This window comes from Klebsiella sp. ZJOU C1 (genome assembly GCF_035620215.1).
GTDB classification, from domain to species: Bacteria; Pseudomonadota; Gammaproteobacteria; order Enterobacterales; family Enterobacteriaceae; genus Klebsiella; species Klebsiella variicola.
This window is the reverse complement of the sequence record NZ_CP141644.1, coordinates 1,849,735-1,868,366: the sequence shown is the minus strand read 5'-3', so window position 1 is coordinate 1,868,366 and position 18,632 is coordinate 1,849,735. Positions and strand designations below refer to the sequence as shown.

Sequence of the window (18,632 nt, the reverse complement as noted above, 5' to 3'; positions counted from 1 at the left end):
CAAACGTTTATGACTCCCAGGCCTGCTCCGCTTTGGTGGCATCGAACTGCGGCGGCGGTTTACGGAAGCGTCGGGTCAGGTAAGCCAGGTACAGCAGGCCAAGCGCCGCCCACACCAGACCAAGCGTTAGCGAGGTGGCCTCGAGGTTGATCCACAGCACGCCCACCGTCAACGCGCCGACCATCGGCAACAGCAGATAGTGCAGCCGATCCTTCCAGGTTTTGTTATACCCCTTGCGCCGCCAGAAGTGGTTGAACACCGACAGATTTACGAAAGTGAACGCCACCAGCGCGCCGAAGTTGATCAACGCCGTGGCGGTCACCAGGTCGAAGAACAGCGCCGACAACGCAACGATGCCCACCATAATCACGTTCAGCGCCGGGGTACGCCATTTCGGATGCACATAGCCAAAAATGCGCTCCGGGAAGACGTTGTCGCGGCCCATCACGTACAGCAGACGGGAGACGCTGGCATGCGAGGCCAGGCCCGATGCCAGGGTGTTAACAAAGGTGGTGCACAGGAAAATCGACTGGAACAGCTTGCCGCCCACGTACAGCGCAATCTCCGGCAGCGCGGCATCGGGGTCTTTAAAGCGATGAATATCCGGGAAGAACAGCTGCATAAAGAACGACGCGACGATGAAAATAATGCCGCCGTACATCGCAGTAAGAAAAATCGCTTTCGGGATCACCCGTGCGGCGTCAGGGGTCTCTTCCGACAGCGTGGTCACCGCGTCGAAGCCGAGAAACGAGAAGCAGACAATCGTCGCGCCGGTAATAATCGGGATCAGATGCGCATTCTGGCTGATAAACGGCTGCAGCGACCAGACGGTCCCCACCCCCTCGCCTTTGTGCAGCCCCTGCACCACCAGAATGACAAACACCACCATGATCGAAATCTGCACGAGCACGAACAGGGTGTTGAAGTTGGCCACCAGGTTAACGCTTTTCAGGTTCGCGGCGGTCAGAATGGCGACAAAGGTGACCACCCACACCCATGGCGGCACCTCCGGGAACAGCGCCGAGAGATAGATCTTCGCCAGCAGGACGTTGATCATCGGCAGAAACAGATAATCGAGCAGCGACGACCAGCCGACCATAAAACCGACGTGCGGACTGATGGATTTTTGCGCGTAGGTATAGGCGGAACCGGCTTCCGGGAACTGACGCACCAGTTTGCCGTAGCTGATGGCGGTGAACAGCACCCCGGCCAGCGCCAACAGATAAGACGCCGGTACGTGGCCATTGCTGATGCCGGAGACGATGCCGAAGGTATCAAACACCGTCATCGGCGTCAGATAGGCCAGCCCCATCATCACCACTTGCCAGAGTTTGAGGGATTTACGCAGGCGTGGTCTGCCCGCCTGAGCGGCGTTATGCGCAGGAAGATTAATAGCCATCGCCCATTCCCCCCTTGCTGTTAACAGTTTGCGGACCCAACGTCCGCGTGACAAACCTGCTTAGCAAAGGGGTAAGGCATAGATAAAAGGGTAAGACGGACCGGTGAGCGGTAGCTGGCTGGCATTCCATGCGGCCTGAGCGGCCTCCCTCTCCCTGCGGATATTTGAACATCTGCATCATCTCATTTCCTCGTCACACACTGTGTCGTTAACTGAAGCCCCGTTGCCGCCTGCGCTCCTTAACGCGACATCCGGGAAATGGCTGGGCTCCCAGCAAAAAGGACGACCAGGCTCCGCTCAGGCCGTATGATGCTACTGATTACCAAACTCATGGGCCCCTCGCGGGGCGACCATCAGGCGTTTTTCAACATCCACTCAATTTCGGTTTCTGTGATAAGACGCTCAAACTGCAGTAATTCATCATGCTTACAGGCATGGAAAACGTGGCAGAAACGCTCACCGAGGCGCTCGCGCAGATGATCGTTCTGCATAAACTCCCACAGCGCATCGCTCTGGCGGATCGGGAACGGCAGGCCCTCTTGTTCCAGACCGTTACCTTCCACCTCTTCCTGCAAAGGCAGCTGGGGGTTATCCAGCCCGTGCAGAATGCCGGCAAAAATCGCCGCCATCACCAGATACGGGTTGGCGTCCGCCCCCGCCACGCGATACTCGACGCGGTGGTTCTGCCGCTCGCCGCACGGAATACGCAAGGCCACGGTGCGGTTGTTATGCCCCCACGAAGCCTGCGTCGGGACGTACATCCCCGGCTGGAAGCGGCGATACGAGTTCACGTTCGGCGCCAGCAGCGCCATCGAGGCCGGCATCAGATCGATCATCCCGGCCAGCGCGCGTTTGAGCAGCACAGAGTCTTCCCCGTCGCCGTCCACCAGCACGTTTTCCCCTTTATTGTTCAGCATGCTGATGTGGATGTGCATCCCGCTGCCCGCATGCTCTTCATAAGGCTTCGCCATAAAAGTGGCGTGCATCTTATGCTTCTCCGCCATTAAACGCACGAGACGTTTTAACGCCAGCGCATCATCGCAGGCATCCAGCACGTTATCGGTATGGTGAAGGTTGATTTCAAACTGGCCCGGCGAGGCTTCCGCCACCGCGCCGTCGGCGGGGATCAGCTGTAGTTTGGCCAGCTCGTCGATGTCATAAAGCACGTCGGCAAAGTGGTTCAGGTTATCGACGGAGTAGACCTGGCTTTGGGTGTTGCGATCGTCGGTGCCCGGCGCGCACGGCGGCTGGAGGTAGCCTTCGGCGTCGCGTTTGCGGTCCAGTAAATAGAACTCCAGCTCTACCGCTACCACGGGGAACAGCCCGCGCTGGCGCAACTGCTGCCAGAGGCGGTTGAGTACGTTCCGCGGCTCAACGTCAAAGGGAGCGCCATCTTCATCAACCATGGTCAGCTGTACCTGGGCTATCGATTGTGGGTCAGCCGCCGAAGGCGTTAAGGTGCCGGGTACCGGAATGCAGCTGCGATCCGGTTCGCCCATATCCTGACCCAGGCCGGCCTCTTCCACCACATTGCCAAGAATATCCATTGCAAACACCGAGGCCGGGAAATAACAGCCTTTCTCCAGTTTGCTCAGGCCGGCAACCGGAATGCGCTTGCCGCGGAAGCAGCCGTTCAGGTCGGTAAGGAGGACATCGACATACTGGGTATCGGGGTAGGTTTCGAGGTAGCGCTTCACTTCTTTCGCGAACGCGCTGACCCGTCTCTCTTCCGTCTGCTGAACAAAGTTCTCAACTTCTACGATATTGGTTTCCATGATTCACCGCCGTTGGTTGGGTTTCGGTCCTGTGCTCAGACCGTTAAATATAATGTCCACCCCATCGACTGTGTATGCAAATAAATTGTTTGTCAAATGTTAAATTAAGTTTGCAAAGGGCTATTTCCACTGCTAGATTGAGAAAATATTGAACGATATGGCCGTTAAACCCGCTATGGCGGTCATAATTTAGTCCACTTTGTGAGGGCGATCATGGAAAATATAATGTACAAGCCAGTTGTTGGCGTCGTGATGTGTAGAAACAGGCTTAAGGGTCACCAGACCCAGACTCTGCAAGAAAAGTACCTGAATGCCATTGTTAACCACGGCGGACTGCCGATCGCCCTGCCGCATGCGCTGGCGGAGCCGGAGCTGCTGAACGCGTTAGTCGATAAACTGGACGGGATTTACCTGCCAGGCAGCCCCAGTAATGTGCAGCCGCACCTTTATGGTGAAAACGGCGATGAGCCTGACGCCGACCCCGGGCGTGATCTTCTGAGCATGGCGCTGATTAACGCCGCGCTCGAAAGGCGCATCCCCATTTTCGCCATCTGTCGTGGACTGCAGGAACTGGTTGTCGCCACCGGCGGGACTCTGTATCGTCGTCTGTTCGAGCAGCCTGAGCTCCTTGAACATCGTGAAGATCCTGAACTGCCCGTCGAGCAGCAGTATGCGCCGTCCCATCAGGTTGAGGTTCAGGAAGGAGGATTGCTGTCGCAATTGATACCGGGCTGCAACACGTTTTGGGTAAACTCGCTACATGGGCAAGGGGCAAAAACCCTGAGTCCGCAGCTGCGCGTGGAGGCGCGAGCGCCGGATGGACTGGTGGAAGCGGTCAGCGTGAACGATCATCCTTTCGCGTTGGGCGTACAGTGGCATCCTGAATGGAACAGTAGCGAATACGCCCTGTCGCGTATGTTGTTTGATGGTTTTATCACCGCCTGTCAGGGCCATCATGCTGAAAAGCGGCGGCGCTGACCACTACCGTTAAGGAAATGCAAATATGAGCGATGACGGACTGGCGCCAGGGAAACGTCTGTCAGAGATCCGCCAACAGCTGGGTCTCTCACAGCGTCGTGCCGCCGAACTGTCTGGGTTGACACATAGTGCCATCAGCACCATAGAGCAGGACAAAGTCAGTCCTGCCATCAGTACGCTGCAAAAGCTGCTGAAAGTCTATGGGCTGTCGCTCTCGGAATTCTTTTCTGAACCCGAAAAGCCGGACGAACCCCAGGTGGTCATTAATCAGGATGACCTGATTGAGATGGGAAGTCAGGGCGTTTCCATGAAGCTGGTTCATAACGGAAATCCGAACCGTACGCTGGCGATGATTTTTGAAACTTACCAGCCTGGAACCACGACCGGGGAGAGAATTAAGCATCAGGGTGAGGAGATAGGCACCATACTGGAAGGTGAGATCGTGCTGACCATTAACGGTCAGTCGTATCACCTGGTGGCTGGACAGAGCTATGCCATTAATACCGGCATCCCGCACAGCTTCAGCAACACCTCGGCAGGCATCTGCCGCATCATCAGTGCCCACACCCCCACCACATTCTGATTATTTAGCCTGAACGAGGTTCAGGCTTTCTTCAGGCCTGTCGCGGCGGAAAATCTATTTTCGTCGCGGCGAAGAAATCGTAGTAATTACGCCTGCGCCGTACGGAATATTATTTCCTGTTGGCCCCGAAATAATTAACGCCAGTGAATGGCGACTCGCTCCTGAATAATTCGGGTTGCAAACAACCTGTCGCCATTCAGGGGAATAAAACGGTATTCAACTCCGGGGATACGTTATGCCCTGCGCCCGGCGCAGTGCCCCCGTGCAGCCTGAAAACGCCGAACTGATTAATGTGCCGATAATGTTTTTAAGGAGTCATGATGAATTTTCAGCACCTGGCTTACTGGCAGGAAAAAGCGAAAAACCTGGTCATTGAAACGCGCTTATTTATTAACGGCGAATATTGCGCCGCGGCCGATAATACCACCTTTGAAACGATCGACCCTGCCGCGCAGCAGACATTAGCGCAGGTCGCCCGCGGTAAAAAAGCCGATGTCGAACGGGCGGTGAAGGCCGCGCGCCAGGCTTTTGATAACGGCGACTGGTCGCAGGCCTCTCCGGCCCGGCGTAAAGCGGTTCTCACTCGCTTTGCTGACCTGATGGAAACCCATTGTGAAGAGCTGGCGCTGCTCGAAACGCTGGATACCGGCAAACCGATCCGCCACAGCCTGCGCGATGATATTCCCGGCGCCGCCCGCGCCATTCGCTGGTACGCCGAGGCGCTGGATAAAGTCTATGGCGAAGTCGCGCCCACCGGCAGCAACGAGCTGGCGATGATCGTTCGCGAACCAATTGGCGTGATCGCCGCGGTGGTGCCGTGGAACTTCCCGCTGCTGCTGGCCTGCTGGAAACTCGGTCCGGCGCTGGCGGCGGGCAACAGCGTAATCCTCAAACCCTCAGAAAAATCGCCGCTCACCGCCCTGCGTCTGGCCGGGCTGGCGAAAGAGGCCGGCCTGCCGGACGGCGTGTTGAACGTGGTCAGCGGCTTTGGTCACGAGGCCGGGCAGGCGCTGGCCCTGCATCCTGATGTTGAAGTCATTACCTTTACCGGTTCCACCCGCACCGGCAAGCAGCTGCTGAAAGACGCCGGCGACAGCAATATGAAGCGCGTGTGGCTGGAAGCGGGCGGCAAGAGCGCCAACATCGTTTTCGCCGACTGCCCGGATCTGCAACAAGCGGTCAGCGCCACCGCCGGCGGCATCTTCTATAACCAGGGCCAGGTGTGCATCGCCGGGACCCGTCTGCTGCTCGAGGAGAGCATCGCTGACGAGTTTCTGGCGCGGCTGAAAACCGAAGCACAACACTGGCAGCCGGGTAACCCGCTCGATCCGGACACCACCATGGGCATGTTGATTGATAACGCCCATGCCGACAACGTGCACAGTTTTATCCGCGGTGGCGAAGCCAAAAGCACGCTGTTCCTCGACGGACGGAAAAATCCGTGGCCTGCCGCCGTCGGCCCGACCATTTTCGTTGACGTCGACCCGGCATCGACCCTCAGCCGGGAAGAGATCTTCGGCCCGGTACTGGTGGTCACGCGCTTCAAAAGCGAAGAAGAGGCGCTGCTGCTTGCCAATGACAGCGACTACGGTCTCGGCGCCGCCGTGTGGACCCGCGATCTGTCACGCGCCCACCGCATGAGCCGTCGCCTGAAGGCTGGCTCGGTCTTCGTCAACAACTATAACGATGGTGATATGACCGTTCCGTTCGGCGGCTACAAGCAGAGCGGCAATGGGCGCGATAAATCGCTGCACGCGCTGGAAAAATTCACCGAACTGAAAACCATCTGGATTGCCCTGGAGTCTTGATCATGACTGAACATACCACTAGCTACTACGCCGCCAGCGCCAATAAGTATGAACCGTTCCCGACGCTGGAGGGATCCATCAACTGTGACGTCTGCGTCGTCGGCGGCGGCTACACCGGCCTCTCCTCAGCTCTGCATCTGGCCGAAATGGGCTACGACGTGGTGGTGCTGGAAGGGGCGCGCATCGGCTTCGGCGCCAGCGGCCGCAACGGCGGTCAGCTGGTCAACTCCTATAGCCGCGATATCGACGTCATTGAGAAGAACTACGGCCCGGATGCGGCCAAAATGCTCGGCAGCATGATGTTCGAAGGCGGCGATATTATTCGCGAGCGCATCCAGCGCTACCAGATCCAGTGCGATTACCGCCCGGGCGGCCTGTTCGTGGCGATGAACCATAAGCAGCTGGAAACCCTGGAAGAGCAGAAAGCCAACTGGGAACGCTACGGTAACACCCAACTGGAGCTGCTGGACAGAGAGGCCATTCGTCGTGAAGTGGACAGCGACCGCTACGTCGGCGCCCTGCTTGACCACAGCGGCGGCCATATTCACCCGCTGAACCTCGCCATCGGCGAAGCGGACGCCATTCGTCTGAACGGCGGCCGGGTGTATGAGCAGTCGCCGGTCACCCGCATCCAGCACAGCAGCCCGGCGGTGGTCAGCACCGCGCGCGGCCAGGTCACCGCGCGCTACGTGATCGTCGCCGGCAACGCCTATCTTGGCGATAAACTGGAGCCGGAGCTGGCGAAACGCAGCATGCCGTGTGGCACCCAGGTGGTCACTACCGCTCCGCTGTCGGAAGAGGTCGCCCGCTCGCTGATCCCGAAAAACTACTGTGTGGAAGATTGTAACTACCTGCTGGACTACTACCGTCTGACCGGCGACAACCGTCTGCTGTACGGCGGCGGCGTGGTCTACGGCGCGCGCGATCCGGACGACGTGGAGCGGCTGATTATGCCGAAGCTGCTGAAAACCTTCCCGCAGCTGCAGGGGGTGAAAATTGACTACCGCTGGACCGGCAACTTCCTGCTGACCCTGTCGCGGATGCCGCAGTTCGGCCGTCTCGATAACAATATTTACTACATGCAGGGCTACAGCGGCCACGGCGTGACCTGTACCCACCTTGCCGGACGCTTGATTTCAGAGCTGCTGCGCGGCGACGCCGAGCGGTTCGACGCCTTCGCCAAACTGCCGCACTACCCGTTCCCGGGCGGCCGCAGCCTGCGCATTCCTTTTACCGCCATGGGCGCCGCCTACTACAGCCTGCGCGACCGCCTTGGGGTTTAATCGCCTCTGCCGACGGCGCTGGCCGTCGGCTCATGCTGCGGATAGTGCTGCTGAAAGTAGTGGCGCAGAAACTCCACGGTGGTGCGAATTTTAGCCGACGTCGCCAACCGGGAGACATAGACTGCCCAGACGTTTGCAGGCTGAAAGAATTCCGGCAGCACATGCACCAGATGGCCGCTGGCGATATTCTCCCGGACGTCCCACCATGAACGTAACGCAATCCCCTGCCCGTCAAGACACCACTGATGCACAATTTCACCATGGTTGGACGACAGCGGCCCGGTCACCTTGATCGCATGCTGCCCCTCTTTGCTGTGCAACTGCCAGATGCCAAACGGATGATCGCGTTCTTTAATCACCAGGCAGGGTAAGGCGGCCAGATCGCTCAGCTGTTTCGGCGGTGGATGGCGGGCAAGGAATTGCGGCGAGGCGCAGAGCACGCGGTGGTTGGCCGCCAGCTGGCGGGCAATCAGATTCGGCGCGATATCATCGCCCACGCGAATATCGAGATCCACCCCTTCATTGACTAAATCCACCAGCCGGTCCTGGACATCGAAACGCAGTTCCAGCTGCGGGTACTGAAGGGCCAGCGCCGACAGCGCCGGGGCCACCACCCGGCGACCAAAGCCGAAGCTACTGATAATACGCAGCGTTCCCTGCGGCACCTGACGTACGTCGGAAAGCTCGTCCATCATCTCATCGACATCCTGCAAAATGCGCTGCGCCCATTCGTAGATCCGCTCCCCCTCCTCGGTAATGGTGACGCGGCGGGTGGTCCGGTGCAACAACACCACATTCAGGGTTTGCTCCAGCAGCGAAACCCGCTTGCTGACGAACGCCGGTGATACGCCAAGCTCTTCGGCGGCGGCGGCGAACCCGGCCCGGCGAGCGACCAGCATAAAGACGCGTAAATCATTTAGCAGCGGCAGATTATTCATGATCTGTGTTTTATGTTTCACCAGTTAGCGTGATTAATTATGAACCAGTCAATTATAGGATAGGCAGGTGGTCAAACATCATCGCTAAAAAGTGAGAACCGGAATGAAAAAAACCTATCGTATTGCCGCCATCCCGGGTGACGGAATTGGCAAAGAAGTTCTGCCTGAAGGGATTCGCGTGCTGCAAGCCGCCGCACAGCGTTGGGATCTGTCATTGAGCTTCGAGCAGATGGAGTGGGCAAGCTGCGAATATTATGCCCATCACGGCAAGATGATGCCGGACGACTGGCGCGAGCAGCTGCAGGGCTTCGATGCCATCTACTTCGGCGCCGTCGGCTGGCCGGATACCGTTCCCGACCACATTTCGCTGTGGGGGTCGCTGCTGAAGTTCCGCCGTGAGTTTGACCAATACGTCAACCTGCGTCCGGTGCGTCTGTTCCCCGGCGTCCCCTGCCCGCTGGCGGGTAAAAAGGCCGGCGATATCGATTTTTACGTGGTGCGCGAAAATACCGAAGGCGAATATTCCGCCCTCGGCGGGCGCGCCAATGAAGGCACCGAGCATGAAGTGGTGATTCAGGAGTCGGTCTTTACCCGCCGCGGCGTGGACCGGATCCTGCGCTACGCCTTCGAACTGGCGCAAAGCCGCCCACGCAAAACGCTGACTTCGGCGACCAAATCCAACGGTCTGGCGATCAGCATGCCCTACTGGGATGAGCGGGTGGAAGAGATGGCCAAAAACTATCCGGATATTCGCTGGGACAAGCAGCATATCGATATCCTGTGCGCCCGCTTCGTGCTGCAGCCGGAGCGTTTTGATGTGGTGGTCGGCTCCAACCTGTTCGGCGATATTCTCTCCGATCTCGGCCCGGCCTGTACCGGCACAATCGGTATTGCGCCGTCGGCCAATCTCAATCCGGAGCGCACCTTCCCGTCGCTGTTCGAGCCGGTTCACGGCTCCGCGCCGGATATCTACGGTAAAAATATCGCCAACCCGATCGCCACCGTGTGGGCCGGGGCGATGATGCTCGATTTCCTCGGCAACGGCGATGCGCGCTATCACGCCGCGCACAACGGCATCCTGGCGGCGATTGAGCAGGTGATTGCCAGCGGGCCGAAAACCCCGGATATGAAAGGCAGCGCGTCAACGCAACAGGTCAGCGACGCCATCTGCAAGGCCATTTTGGCGTAATTACCCCGGCCGCTCCCCGGTGGCGCGGCGCTTACCGGGGCTACAAAAGGCACGATAATGTAGATACTGTTATCGGTTTGCAACAGTTTCGCCCCGGGAAAAACGTTTGTTCTGTGTTATTTCCGGGCACATTGCGCTCCCGATATGTCTTCCGTGTTATGTCTCTTCTGGCGCAGGGAGCGCACAGGGGGCGGCCAATCGCCGCCGCCCCCTGTACCCCCGGGCTCCGGCCAGCAACATCGCCACTTCGTGGTGCCTTCGACTTATCCCTACAGGCTTCGGGTCGGGCCGAGGCAGCGTCCGTGCAAAACACGGCCCTCAGCCCGCATCCCTGCGGGCTGCCCCGGCCTGCAGGGAACGTCTCAGCGATGTTGAGGCCGCCAACACCGGCAGTTGCAGTAGCCATGGGGACAAGGTAGAGATCTTAAGCTCGCAATGGCACGGACCGTAGGTCGGGTAAGGCGTTAGCCGCCACCCGACAAAAAAACGACACCGCGAGTAGCAAGCACGGGTAAGGCGCAGCCGCTACCCGGGAAAACCCGCGCGCCTGGTCCTCCAACTCCCCTCTCTTTTCGCTATGCAGAATCCCCCACGATTGACAAGTGGACCGCATCACAGCGGTGAACTTTATTATTCCTGAAAGGACAGAACCTGCGCCAATTCACCTTTTATTATTTCCGTTCCGTGTTTTATTGCTTCACGAATCGGCCAATTGTTTAATTCATGTAACGAAGAAATAATCCAATTGTTAATAGCTTTTTGCTACGAACCTTGACCCTACAGCGTGATAACAACGACAGGCTAAAGCCACCGACGGGCAATCATGCCCAGGAGATCACCCATGTTGAGCAACGTAAAGAAAAAAGATGTGCCGCTGATTGCCATCAGCCTGGCGGCCATTGTTTTCATCGCCGCTACATTAAGTCTCTTCCCGCAGCAAACCGCGCAGGCGGCTGATTCGATTTTTAACGGCGTGACCCGCCTGCTGGGTTCCACGGTACAGGTACTGGTGCTGCTGGCGCTGGGACTGGTGCTCTATCTGGCGACCAGCAAATACGGCAATATCCGTCTCGGCGAAGGTAAAGTCGAATACAGTACCCTCTCATGGCTGTTTATGTTTATCTGCGCCGGGCTCGGCTCCTCCACGCTGTACTGGGGCGTTGCCGAATGGGCTTATTACTACCAGACCCCGGGCCTGAACATTGCTCCGCAATCGCCGAAAGCGCTGGAATACAGCATCCCTTATTCTTTCTTCCACTGGGGGGTTAGCGCCTGGGCGACCTACACTCTCGCTTCGCTGATCATGGCCTATCACTTCCACGTGCGGAAAAATAAAGGCCTCAGCCTCTCCGGGATCATTTCAGCGATCACCGGAGTGAGTCCGCAGGGCTTCTGGGGCCGTCTGGTCGATCTGATGTTCCTGATCGCTACCGTCGGCGCGTTAACCATTTCGCTGGTGGTCACTGCCGCCACCTTCACCCGCGGCCTGTCAGCGCTGACCGGGCTGCCGGATAACTTCACCGTGCAGGCGTTTGTGATCCTGCTCTCCGGCGGTATTTTCTGCATGAGTTCGTGGATTGGCATCAACAACGGCCTGCAGCGCCTGAGCAAAATGGTCGGCTGGGGGGCGTTTCTGCTGCCGTTGGTGGTATTACTGGTTGGTCCGACCGAATTCATCACCAATAACATCATTAACGCCGTCGGCCTGACGACTCAGAACTTCCTGCAGATGAGTCTGTTTACCGATCCCCTCGGCGACGGCGCCTTTACCCGCAACTGGACCGTCTTCTACTGGCTGTGGTGGATCTCCTATACTCCGGGCGTGGCGATGTTCGTCACCCGCGTCTCCCGCGGGCGCAAAATCAAAGAGGTGATATGGGGACTGCTCCTTGGTAGCACCGCCGGCTGCTGGTTCTTCTTTGGGGTGATGGAAAGCTACGCCATGCACCAGTTCGTTAACGGCGTGATTAACGTACCGCAGGTGATGCAGACTCTCGGCGGCGAAACCGCCGTCCAGCAGGTCCTGATGTCGCTGCCGGCAGGTAAGCTGTTCCTCGCCGCCTATCTGTTCGTGATGATTGTTTTCCTCGCCTCGCACATGGATGCGGTGGCCTACACCATGGCGGCGACCAGCACCCGCAACCTGCGCGAAGGCGACGATCCGGATCGCGGCATGCGCCTGTTCTGGTGCGTGGTGATCACCCTCATCCCGCTATCGATTCTGTTTACCGGCGCTTCGCTTGAGACCATGAAAACCACCGTGGTGCTGACCGCCCTACCGTTCCTGGCCATTTTACTGATTAAAACCGGCGGCTTCGTGCGCTGGCTAAAACAGGACTACGCCCACGTGCCGGTCAATCAGATAGAAACCCATACGCCCGAGCCAATGATTAAAGCCGAGACGCTACCGGTTGGCACGGTACTCAAAGGCGACGGCCAGTCGCTGTAAAACCTCTTACTGACAATAATCACAAGGTGACCTTACATGAGCAATTTGAGCCCTGACTTTACTCTGCCGATTAACTTTTGCGCCAATCCGCAGGATGCCTGGACCATTCCGGCCCGTTTTTATACCGACAGCCAGGCGTTTGAGCACGAGAAAGAGCGCATCTTCGCCAATAGCTGGATTTGCGTCGCCCACGGCAGCGAGGTCGCCCGGCCGAACGACTACATCACCCGGGAGATCATTGGCGAAAATATCGTTATCGTCCGCGGCCGCGACAACATTCTGCGCGCTTTCTATAACGTCTGCCCGCACCGCGGCCACCAGCTGCTGAGCGGTGAAGGTAAAGCCAAAAACGTGATTACCTGCCCCTATCACGCCTGGGCCTTCAAGCTTGACGGCAATCTCGCCCACGCCCGCAACTGCGAAAACGTGGCGAATTTCGATAGCGAAAAGGCAACGCTGGTGCCGGTTCGCCTGGAAGAGTATGCCGGCTTTGTGTTTATCAATATGAACCCGCAAGCGGAGAGCGTGGAAACGCAGCTGCCGGGCCTGCAGGACAAAGTGCTGGAAGCCTGCCCGGACGTACATGATCTGAAACTGGCGGCGCGCTTTACCACTCTCACCCCGGCGAACTGGAAAAATATCGTCGATAACTATCTGGAATGTTACCACTGCGGCCCGGCGCACCCGGGCTTCTCGGATTCCGTACAGGTTGACCGTTACTGGCACACCATGCACGGCAAATGGACGCTGCAGTATGGCTTCGCCAAGCCGTCCGAGCAGTCGTTTAAATTCGAAGAAGGTACCGACGCCGCGTTCCACGGTTTCTGGCTGTGGCCGTGCACCATGTTCAACGTGACGCCGATCAAGGGCATGATGACCGTGATCTATGAATTCCCGGTGGATGAAGAGACCACTCTGCAGAATTACGACATCTATTTCACCAACGAAGAGCTGACTGACGATCAGAAAGCGCTGATTGAGTGGTATCGCGACGTGTTCCGCCCGGAAGATTTACGCCTGGTGGAAAGCGTGCAGAAGGGGCTGAAGTCCCGCGGCTATCGCGGCCAGGGGCGCATTATGGCGGATAACAGCGGCAGCGGGATCTCCGAGCACGGGATCGCCCATTTCCACAATCTGGTGGCCCAGGTGTTCCAGCCGTAATCATTGAAGGAGTTAGCCATGTCCGTGTTTCACTCAGATCTGTTTCGCCAGCAGGCGCTGATTGCCGGAAGCTGGCGCGACGCCGCCGACGGCACGACGCTTGCCGTCAGCAACCCTTCCACCGGCGCGACGCTCGGCCAGATCCCTAATATGGGTCGGTCGGAAGCGCAGCAGGCCGTGGATGCCGCTGCGGCCGCGCTGCCGGCCTGGCGCGCATTAACCGCCGCTCAGCGCGCCACGCAATTGAAAAACTGGCACCGCCTGATCCTCGAAAACAAAACCGCGCTGGCGCAGATCATGACCGCCGAGCAGGGCAAGCCGCTGGCGGAGGCCGAAGGCGAAATCGCCTATGCCGCCTCGTTTATCGAGTGGTTTGCCGAACAGGGCAAACGCACCAACGGCGAAATAATCCCCTCCCCTGGCGCGGATAAACGCCTGATGGTGATCCGCCAGGGCGTGGGCGTCTGCGCGGCGATCACCCCGTGGAACTTCCCGGCGGCGATGATCACCCGCAAGGCTGGCCCGGCGCTGGCCGCTGGCTGCACGATGGTGATTAAGCCGGCTAACGAAACGCCGTTTACCGCGCTGGCGATGGCGGAACTGGCGATTCAGGCCGGGATCCCGCAGGGCGTTATTAACGTCGTTACCGGCCAGTCGCGCGAAATTGGCGCGGTGTTCACCGGCGATGAGCGGGTGCGTAAACTCTCCTTTACCGGCTCGACCGAAGTTGGCCGCGTGCTGATGCGCCAGTGCGCGGAATCCATCAAAAAGCTCTCTTTAGAGCTCGGCGGTAACGCGCCGTTCATCGTCTTTGACGACGCCGATATCGATAAAGCGGTCGAGGGAGCGCTGATCGCCAAGTTCCGCAACGCCGGGCAAACCTGCGTCTGCGTCAATCGCTTCTATATTCATCGCGCCGTCTACGACCAATTCTGCGATAAATTCGTCGCCCGCGTCGCCGCCCTGAAAGTGGGCGATGGCAGCGAGTCCGGTGTGCAGATTGGCCCGCTTATCAACGCCGACGCTGGGCGCAAAGTGCAGTCCCTGCTCGACGACGCCATAAGCCGCGGCGCCACGCTGTTAACCGGCGGAAAAACGCATCCGCTGGGCGGTAATTTCTTCACCCCTACGGTGATCGGCGACGTACAGCCGGGGTCACTGCTGCTGCAGGAAGAGATCTTCGGCCCGGTGGCCGCGCTGGTGAAATTTGACGATGAGCAGCAGGTCATCGAGCAGGCGAATAACACCATCTACGGCCTCGCCTCCTATTTTTACAGCAACGATGCCGCCCGTATCTGGCGCGTCTCCGAGCAGCTGGAATACGGGATGGTCGGCATCAATACCGGGCTGATTTCCAACGAAGTCGCGCCATTTGGCGGAGTGAAGCAGTCCGGCCTTGGCCGCGAAGGGTCGGAACACGGAATCGAAGATTACCTGGAGATGAAGTATCTCTGCCAGGGGTTGTAAATGTCCTCTCCCGGCGGCGGCGCTGGCCACGCCGGGATTTTTGATGGAGTTCAGCGATGTCTGATTATCAAATGTTTGAGGCGATCGTTCGCGATGTTGAACAGATCACCGCCCAGGTGAAGCGTTTTACGCTGGTGTCGCCGACCGGCGCCCCGCTGCCGGGATTCAGCGGCGGCAGCCATATTATCGTCCAGATGCAGGATGGCGAGCAGCGCTACAGTAACGCCTATTCGCTGATGAGCTCGCCGCTGGATACCACCAGCTGGCAGATTGCGGTGCGTCTTGAGTCGCCTTCCAAAGGCGGCTCGCGTTTTATGCACCAGCAGGTGCGCCCGGGCGATACCCTGACGGTGTCCACGCCCAACAACCTGTTCGCCATCGAACCACAGGCGCGAAAACATCTGCTGATCGCCGGCGGTATCGGCATCACGCCATTCTTGTCCCATATTCCGGAACTGGAACAACGGCAGGCCGACTGGCAGCTGCACTACTGTTTCCACGACGCCGACAATAATGCTTTCGTCGATGCGCTCAGCGCCGCGCCGTGGCGAGATCGGGTCAATGTTCATGTATCAGCGCTCGGCAGCCGTCTCGACCTGCCGCGCCTGTTCGCCGACCTCGAGCCCGGAACCCACGTGTATACCTGCGGCCCGGCGGCGCTTAACGAGGCGGTGAAAGCCGCCGCCGAACGCCATCAGGTGCCCGCCAGTCAGCTGCACTTTGAGCAGTTTATCGTTGAGGATAAAGGCGGAGAGGCGTTTACCCTGGTGCTGGCGCGTTCCGGACGCGAATTTACCGTACCGCAGGACATGACCATTTTGCAGGTTATTGAGAATAACAAAGCGGCGAAGGTGGAATGCCTGTGCCGCGAAGGGGTGTGCGGCACCTGCGAAACGATGATTCTGGAAGGGGAAGCGGACCACCGCGATCAGTATTACAGCGAGGAAGAGAAAGCCAGCCAGCAGAGTATGCTGATCTGCTGCTCGCGCGCCAAAGGCGGCCGGTTAGTGCTGGATTTATAGCTCGCTCTCCGGCCAGCGCCGCTGGCCGGTGTGCAGATCACAGTTCCAGCTCGCGGCGCAGCAGGTCGGCAATATCCTCGCTGCTCTCCGCGGATACCAGAGATTGACGGAACTCCGCGTGCATAATGCGCCGCGCCAGCCGCGAGAAGATACGCATATGCTGATCGCCCGCCGAGTGCTTATTCAGCGTCAGCATAATCACAAACTGCGCCTCTTCATCGCCCCACACCACCGGCTGCGCCAGGCGGGCGACGCTGATGGTCGACTGCTCAATATGCTCGGATTTGCTGTGCGGAATGGCGAAGCTAAAGCCCAGACCAGTGGAGAACACCGCCTCGCGGGCCCACAGGTCAGCCTCCAGCTTTCGCGGATAGCGGCAGCGTCCGGCCAGCAGCAGGTTATCCGTCATCCCTTTCAGCACCTCCTCCTTGCTGCGCCAGTCGCTATTCAGCGTAATGCACTCGGCGCTCACCAGCGGCACATCCTGCTGACGCATGCGGAACTGGGCCAGCAGATGCTCCACTTCCAGTGAGGTACGGCACTGCATGGCCTGATTCAGCAGCTGGCGGCAGGCGCGGCTGTCCAGCTGGGCCAGGCGCGATTTGGTCGCCGGGATCGCCGGCGCGCTCATGCTCAATTCATCTAAACCGAGGCCTACCAGCAGCGGAAGCACCGATCCTTTGGCCCCCAGTTCGCCGCACAGACCGATCCATTTCCCCTGCCGATGCACCGCCTGTACCGCATAGTCCAGCGCGCGCAGGAAGGCGGGATTCAGGCTGTTATAATGGCGTGTCACTTTCGCATTATCACGATCGACCGCCAGCAGATACTGCGTTAAGTCGTTGCTGCCGATGCTAAAGAAATCCACCTCTTCACAACACTGATCGATGATAAACATCACCGACGGCACTTCCAGCATGATGCCGAGCGGGATCTTTTCATCAAACGGGATCTGCTCGGCGCGCAGCGACTGTTTGGCCTCCGCCAGTCGCTCTTTCACCCACAGGATCTCTTCCATTGATGAAATCATGGGGATCATAATCTTCAGCGAGCCGTGCGCCGAGGCGCGTAAAATCGCCCGTAGCTGAGTGTGAAACAGCGCCTGATACTCTTCATAGATGCGCACCGCGCGGTAGCCGAGGAACGGATTGTTTTCCGCAGGGATGTTGAGATAGGCCACCGGCTTATCACCGCCGATATCCATAGTCCGCACGATAATGCTGCGCCCGGCAGCGGGTTCCAGCGCCTGGCAGAAGATGTTGTAGAGCTCATCTTCCGACGGCGCGCTCGGGCGATCCATATACAGCATTTCAGTGCGGAACAACCCTACCGACTGCGCGCCCTGGTTGAATGCCGCCACCGCTTCCACCGAATGGGCGATATTGGCGGCGATCTCCACGCGGATACCGTCTTGCGTCTGCCCGGCTTTATCCAGCCATACCTGCTGCTGTTGCCGGATTTGCGCCTGTAGCCAGGCCTCCTGCTGATAGTAGCGCGCTACCGCCGGACTCGGATCCACCACCAGCAGCCCGGCGTTGCCGTCAATCTGCACCTGCGTATCCACCCACGGCAGCAGCGCGGCTAAATCCACGCCTACCAGAGTAGGGATATTGAATGAGCGTGCCAGAATCACGGTATGCGAGGTGGTGCCGCCGCTGCGCAGCAGCAGCCCTTTGAGATGCGTTTTATCCAGTTCCAGAAACTGGCTGGGGGTCAGCTCGTCGGCAAGACAAATGGCCGCTTCCCGCAACTGGCCCGGCGCCGGGAAACGGGCTTCGCCGTAGATATGCTGTAACAGCTGGAAGCAAACGTCGCGTACATCCAGTACCCGCTCCTGCAGATAGCTGTTGCCGGAGTCGCGGAACTGGGCGCAGAAGTGGTCGCCGGTGGCGACAATCGCCTGGGCGCAGCTCAACCCGGTGAGAATACCGCCAAGCAGGTGCTGGCGCAGCGAGGCATCCGTCGCCAGCGAACGGTGAGCTTCCAGGATCGCGCTGGCGGTGCCGTCATTGTCCAGCAGCCGCAGCTCGATATCTTTCACCAGCAGGCGCAGGCCATTATCCAGCGCCGCCTGCTCCTGTTCGGGACTGGCGGCGACGGGCAGTTCGCCCAGCTCGTGCAGATCGCGTGATTTGAGATGAACCAGCGTCCCTCCCGCGCTGCCGGCGCACACCGGGTGGGCATGAAACAGCGTCGGGTTCAGCCGCGAAAGCGACTCTGGCACCGGCTGGACATCCAGCGTTGGCGCAGCGGGCAGCGGCGCGTCACAGTGGGGAAATTCATCGCGCATAAAAGCCGTTAACGCGGCGAATGCCTTAGCTTCATCTTCGCCGCTGATAAGCAGCTGGCAGGCGTCGCCCTTCAGGGTATTGCTGCCGATAATCGCCAGCGCGCTCTTGGCATTTCCGCCGGTCTCGCGGCGCAAGTTCCGCCACTCAATCGCCGATGAAAAACGGTTACACAGCGTTTCGACCAGACTGGCCGGACGCGCATGCACGCCGTTGGGCAAATCACATGTAAATTCAATGACCAGAGCCATCGCCTTCCTCCAGAGCAATCCATTATTTCCTCAAAAAGTAA

General features: G+C 58.8%; 13 protein-coding genes. 9 read left to right on the top strand and 4 right to left on the bottom strand.

All coding sequences use genetic code 11. The features are described from left to right. Positions 1-7 precede the first annotated feature (7 nt). Positions 8-1,399: an APC family permease gene (locus SPE70_RS08715; RefSeq protein ID WP_008805929.1), complete on the bottom strand. Its 1,392-nt coding sequence runs from the start codon at positions 1,397-1,399 to the stop codon at positions 8-10. A 353-nt stretch (positions 1,400-1,752) separates the two neighbouring features. Next, positions 1,753-3,174, bottom strand: coding sequence for a glutamine synthetase family protein (locus tag SPE70_RS08710; RefSeq protein ID WP_008805927.1), 1,422 nt, complete (start codon positions 3,172-3,174; stop codon positions 1,753-1,755). 225 nt (positions 3,175-3,399) lie between these two features. Between SPE70_RS08710 and puuD the strand changes: the two genes are divergently transcribed. The 4 genes from puuD to SPE70_RS08690 all read left to right on the top strand — a co-directional run bounded on the left by puuD (position 3,400) and on the right by SPE70_RS08690 (position 7,826). After that, complete coding sequence (gene puuD, locus SPE70_RS08705) at positions 3,400-4,152, top strand: gamma-glutamyl-gamma-aminobutyrate hydrolase (protein WP_162493279.1); 753 nt, start codon at positions 3,400-3,402, stop codon at positions 4,150-4,152. A gap of 25 nt (positions 4,153-4,177) precedes the next feature. After that, positions 4,178-4,735, top strand: a complete 558-nt coding sequence (gene puuR / locus SPE70_RS08700; protein ID WP_002898590.1) for an HTH-type transcriptional regulator PuuR — start codon at positions 4,178-4,180, stop codon at positions 4,733-4,735. Between the two features lie 320 nt (positions 4,736-5,055). Next, on the top strand, positions 5,056-6,543 hold the full coding sequence (puuC, locus tag SPE70_RS08695; RefSeq protein WP_049009098.1) for an aldehyde dehydrogenase PuuC: 1,488 nt from the start codon (positions 5,056-5,058) through the stop codon (positions 6,541-6,543). A 2-nt stretch (positions 6,544-6,545) separates the two neighbouring features. After that, positions 6,546-7,826, top strand: a complete 1,281-nt coding sequence (locus tag SPE70_RS08690; protein ID WP_008805924.1) for an NAD(P)/FAD-dependent oxidoreductase — start codon at positions 6,546-6,548, stop codon at positions 7,824-7,826. On the opposite strand, the gene SPE70_RS08685 is transcribed toward SPE70_RS08690, so the two are convergent. Further along, positions 7,823-8,785, bottom strand: a complete 963-nt coding sequence (locus SPE70_RS08685; protein WP_008805923.1) for a LysR substrate-binding domain-containing protein — start codon at positions 8,783-8,785, stop codon at positions 7,823-7,825. The two genes, SPE70_RS08690 and SPE70_RS08685, sit on opposite strands and share 4 nt — an antisense overlap. Positions 8,786-8,867: 82 nt before the next feature. On the opposite strand from SPE70_RS08685, the gene SPE70_RS08680 reads away from it, so the two are divergent. From SPE70_RS08680 to SPE70_RS08660, 5 genes are all read left to right on the top strand, one after another. Beyond that, the gene (locus SPE70_RS08680) at positions 8,868-9,953 is read left to right on the top strand and encodes a tartrate dehydrogenase (protein ID WP_038422320.1); all 1,086 of its coding nucleotides are present in this window, start codon (positions 8,868-8,870) and stop codon (positions 9,951-9,953) included. Positions 9,954-10,794: 841 nt separating this feature from the next. After that, the gene (locus tag SPE70_RS08675) at positions 10,795-12,402 is read left to right on the top strand and encodes a BCCT family transporter (protein ID WP_004201469.1); all 1,608 of its coding nucleotides are present in this window, start codon (positions 10,795-10,797) and stop codon (positions 12,400-12,402) included. A 36-nt stretch (positions 12,403-12,438) separates the two neighbouring features. Next, on the top strand, positions 12,439-13,563 hold the full coding sequence (gene yeaW, locus SPE70_RS08670) for a carnitine monooxygenase, oxygenase subunit YeaW (protein ID WP_008805921.1): 1,125 nt from the start codon (positions 12,439-12,441) through the stop codon (positions 13,561-13,563). An 18-nt stretch (positions 13,564-13,581) separates the two neighbouring features. Beyond that, positions 13,582-15,030 carry an NAD-dependent succinate-semialdehyde dehydrogenase gene (locus SPE70_RS08665; RefSeq protein ID WP_048965218.1) on the top strand — a complete coding sequence of 483 codons (1,449 nt, stop codon included), beginning with the start codon at positions 13,582-13,584 and terminating at the stop codon, positions 15,028-15,030. Between the two features lie 56 nt (positions 15,031-15,086). Continuing rightward, positions 15,087-16,052: a PDR/VanB family oxidoreductase gene (locus SPE70_RS08660; protein ID WP_008805919.1), complete on the top strand. Its 966-nt coding sequence runs from the start codon at positions 15,087-15,089 to the stop codon at positions 16,050-16,052. A gap of 37 nt (positions 16,053-16,089) precedes the next feature. On the opposite strand, the gene ptsP is transcribed toward SPE70_RS08660, so the two are convergent. Further along, positions 16,090-18,591 carry a phosphoenolpyruvate--protein phosphotransferase gene (gene ptsP / locus SPE70_RS08655; protein WP_048965216.1) on the bottom strand — a complete coding sequence of 834 codons (2,502 nt, stop codon included), beginning with the start codon at positions 18,589-18,591 and terminating at the stop codon, positions 16,090-16,092. Positions 18,592-18,632 lie beyond the last annotated feature (41 nt).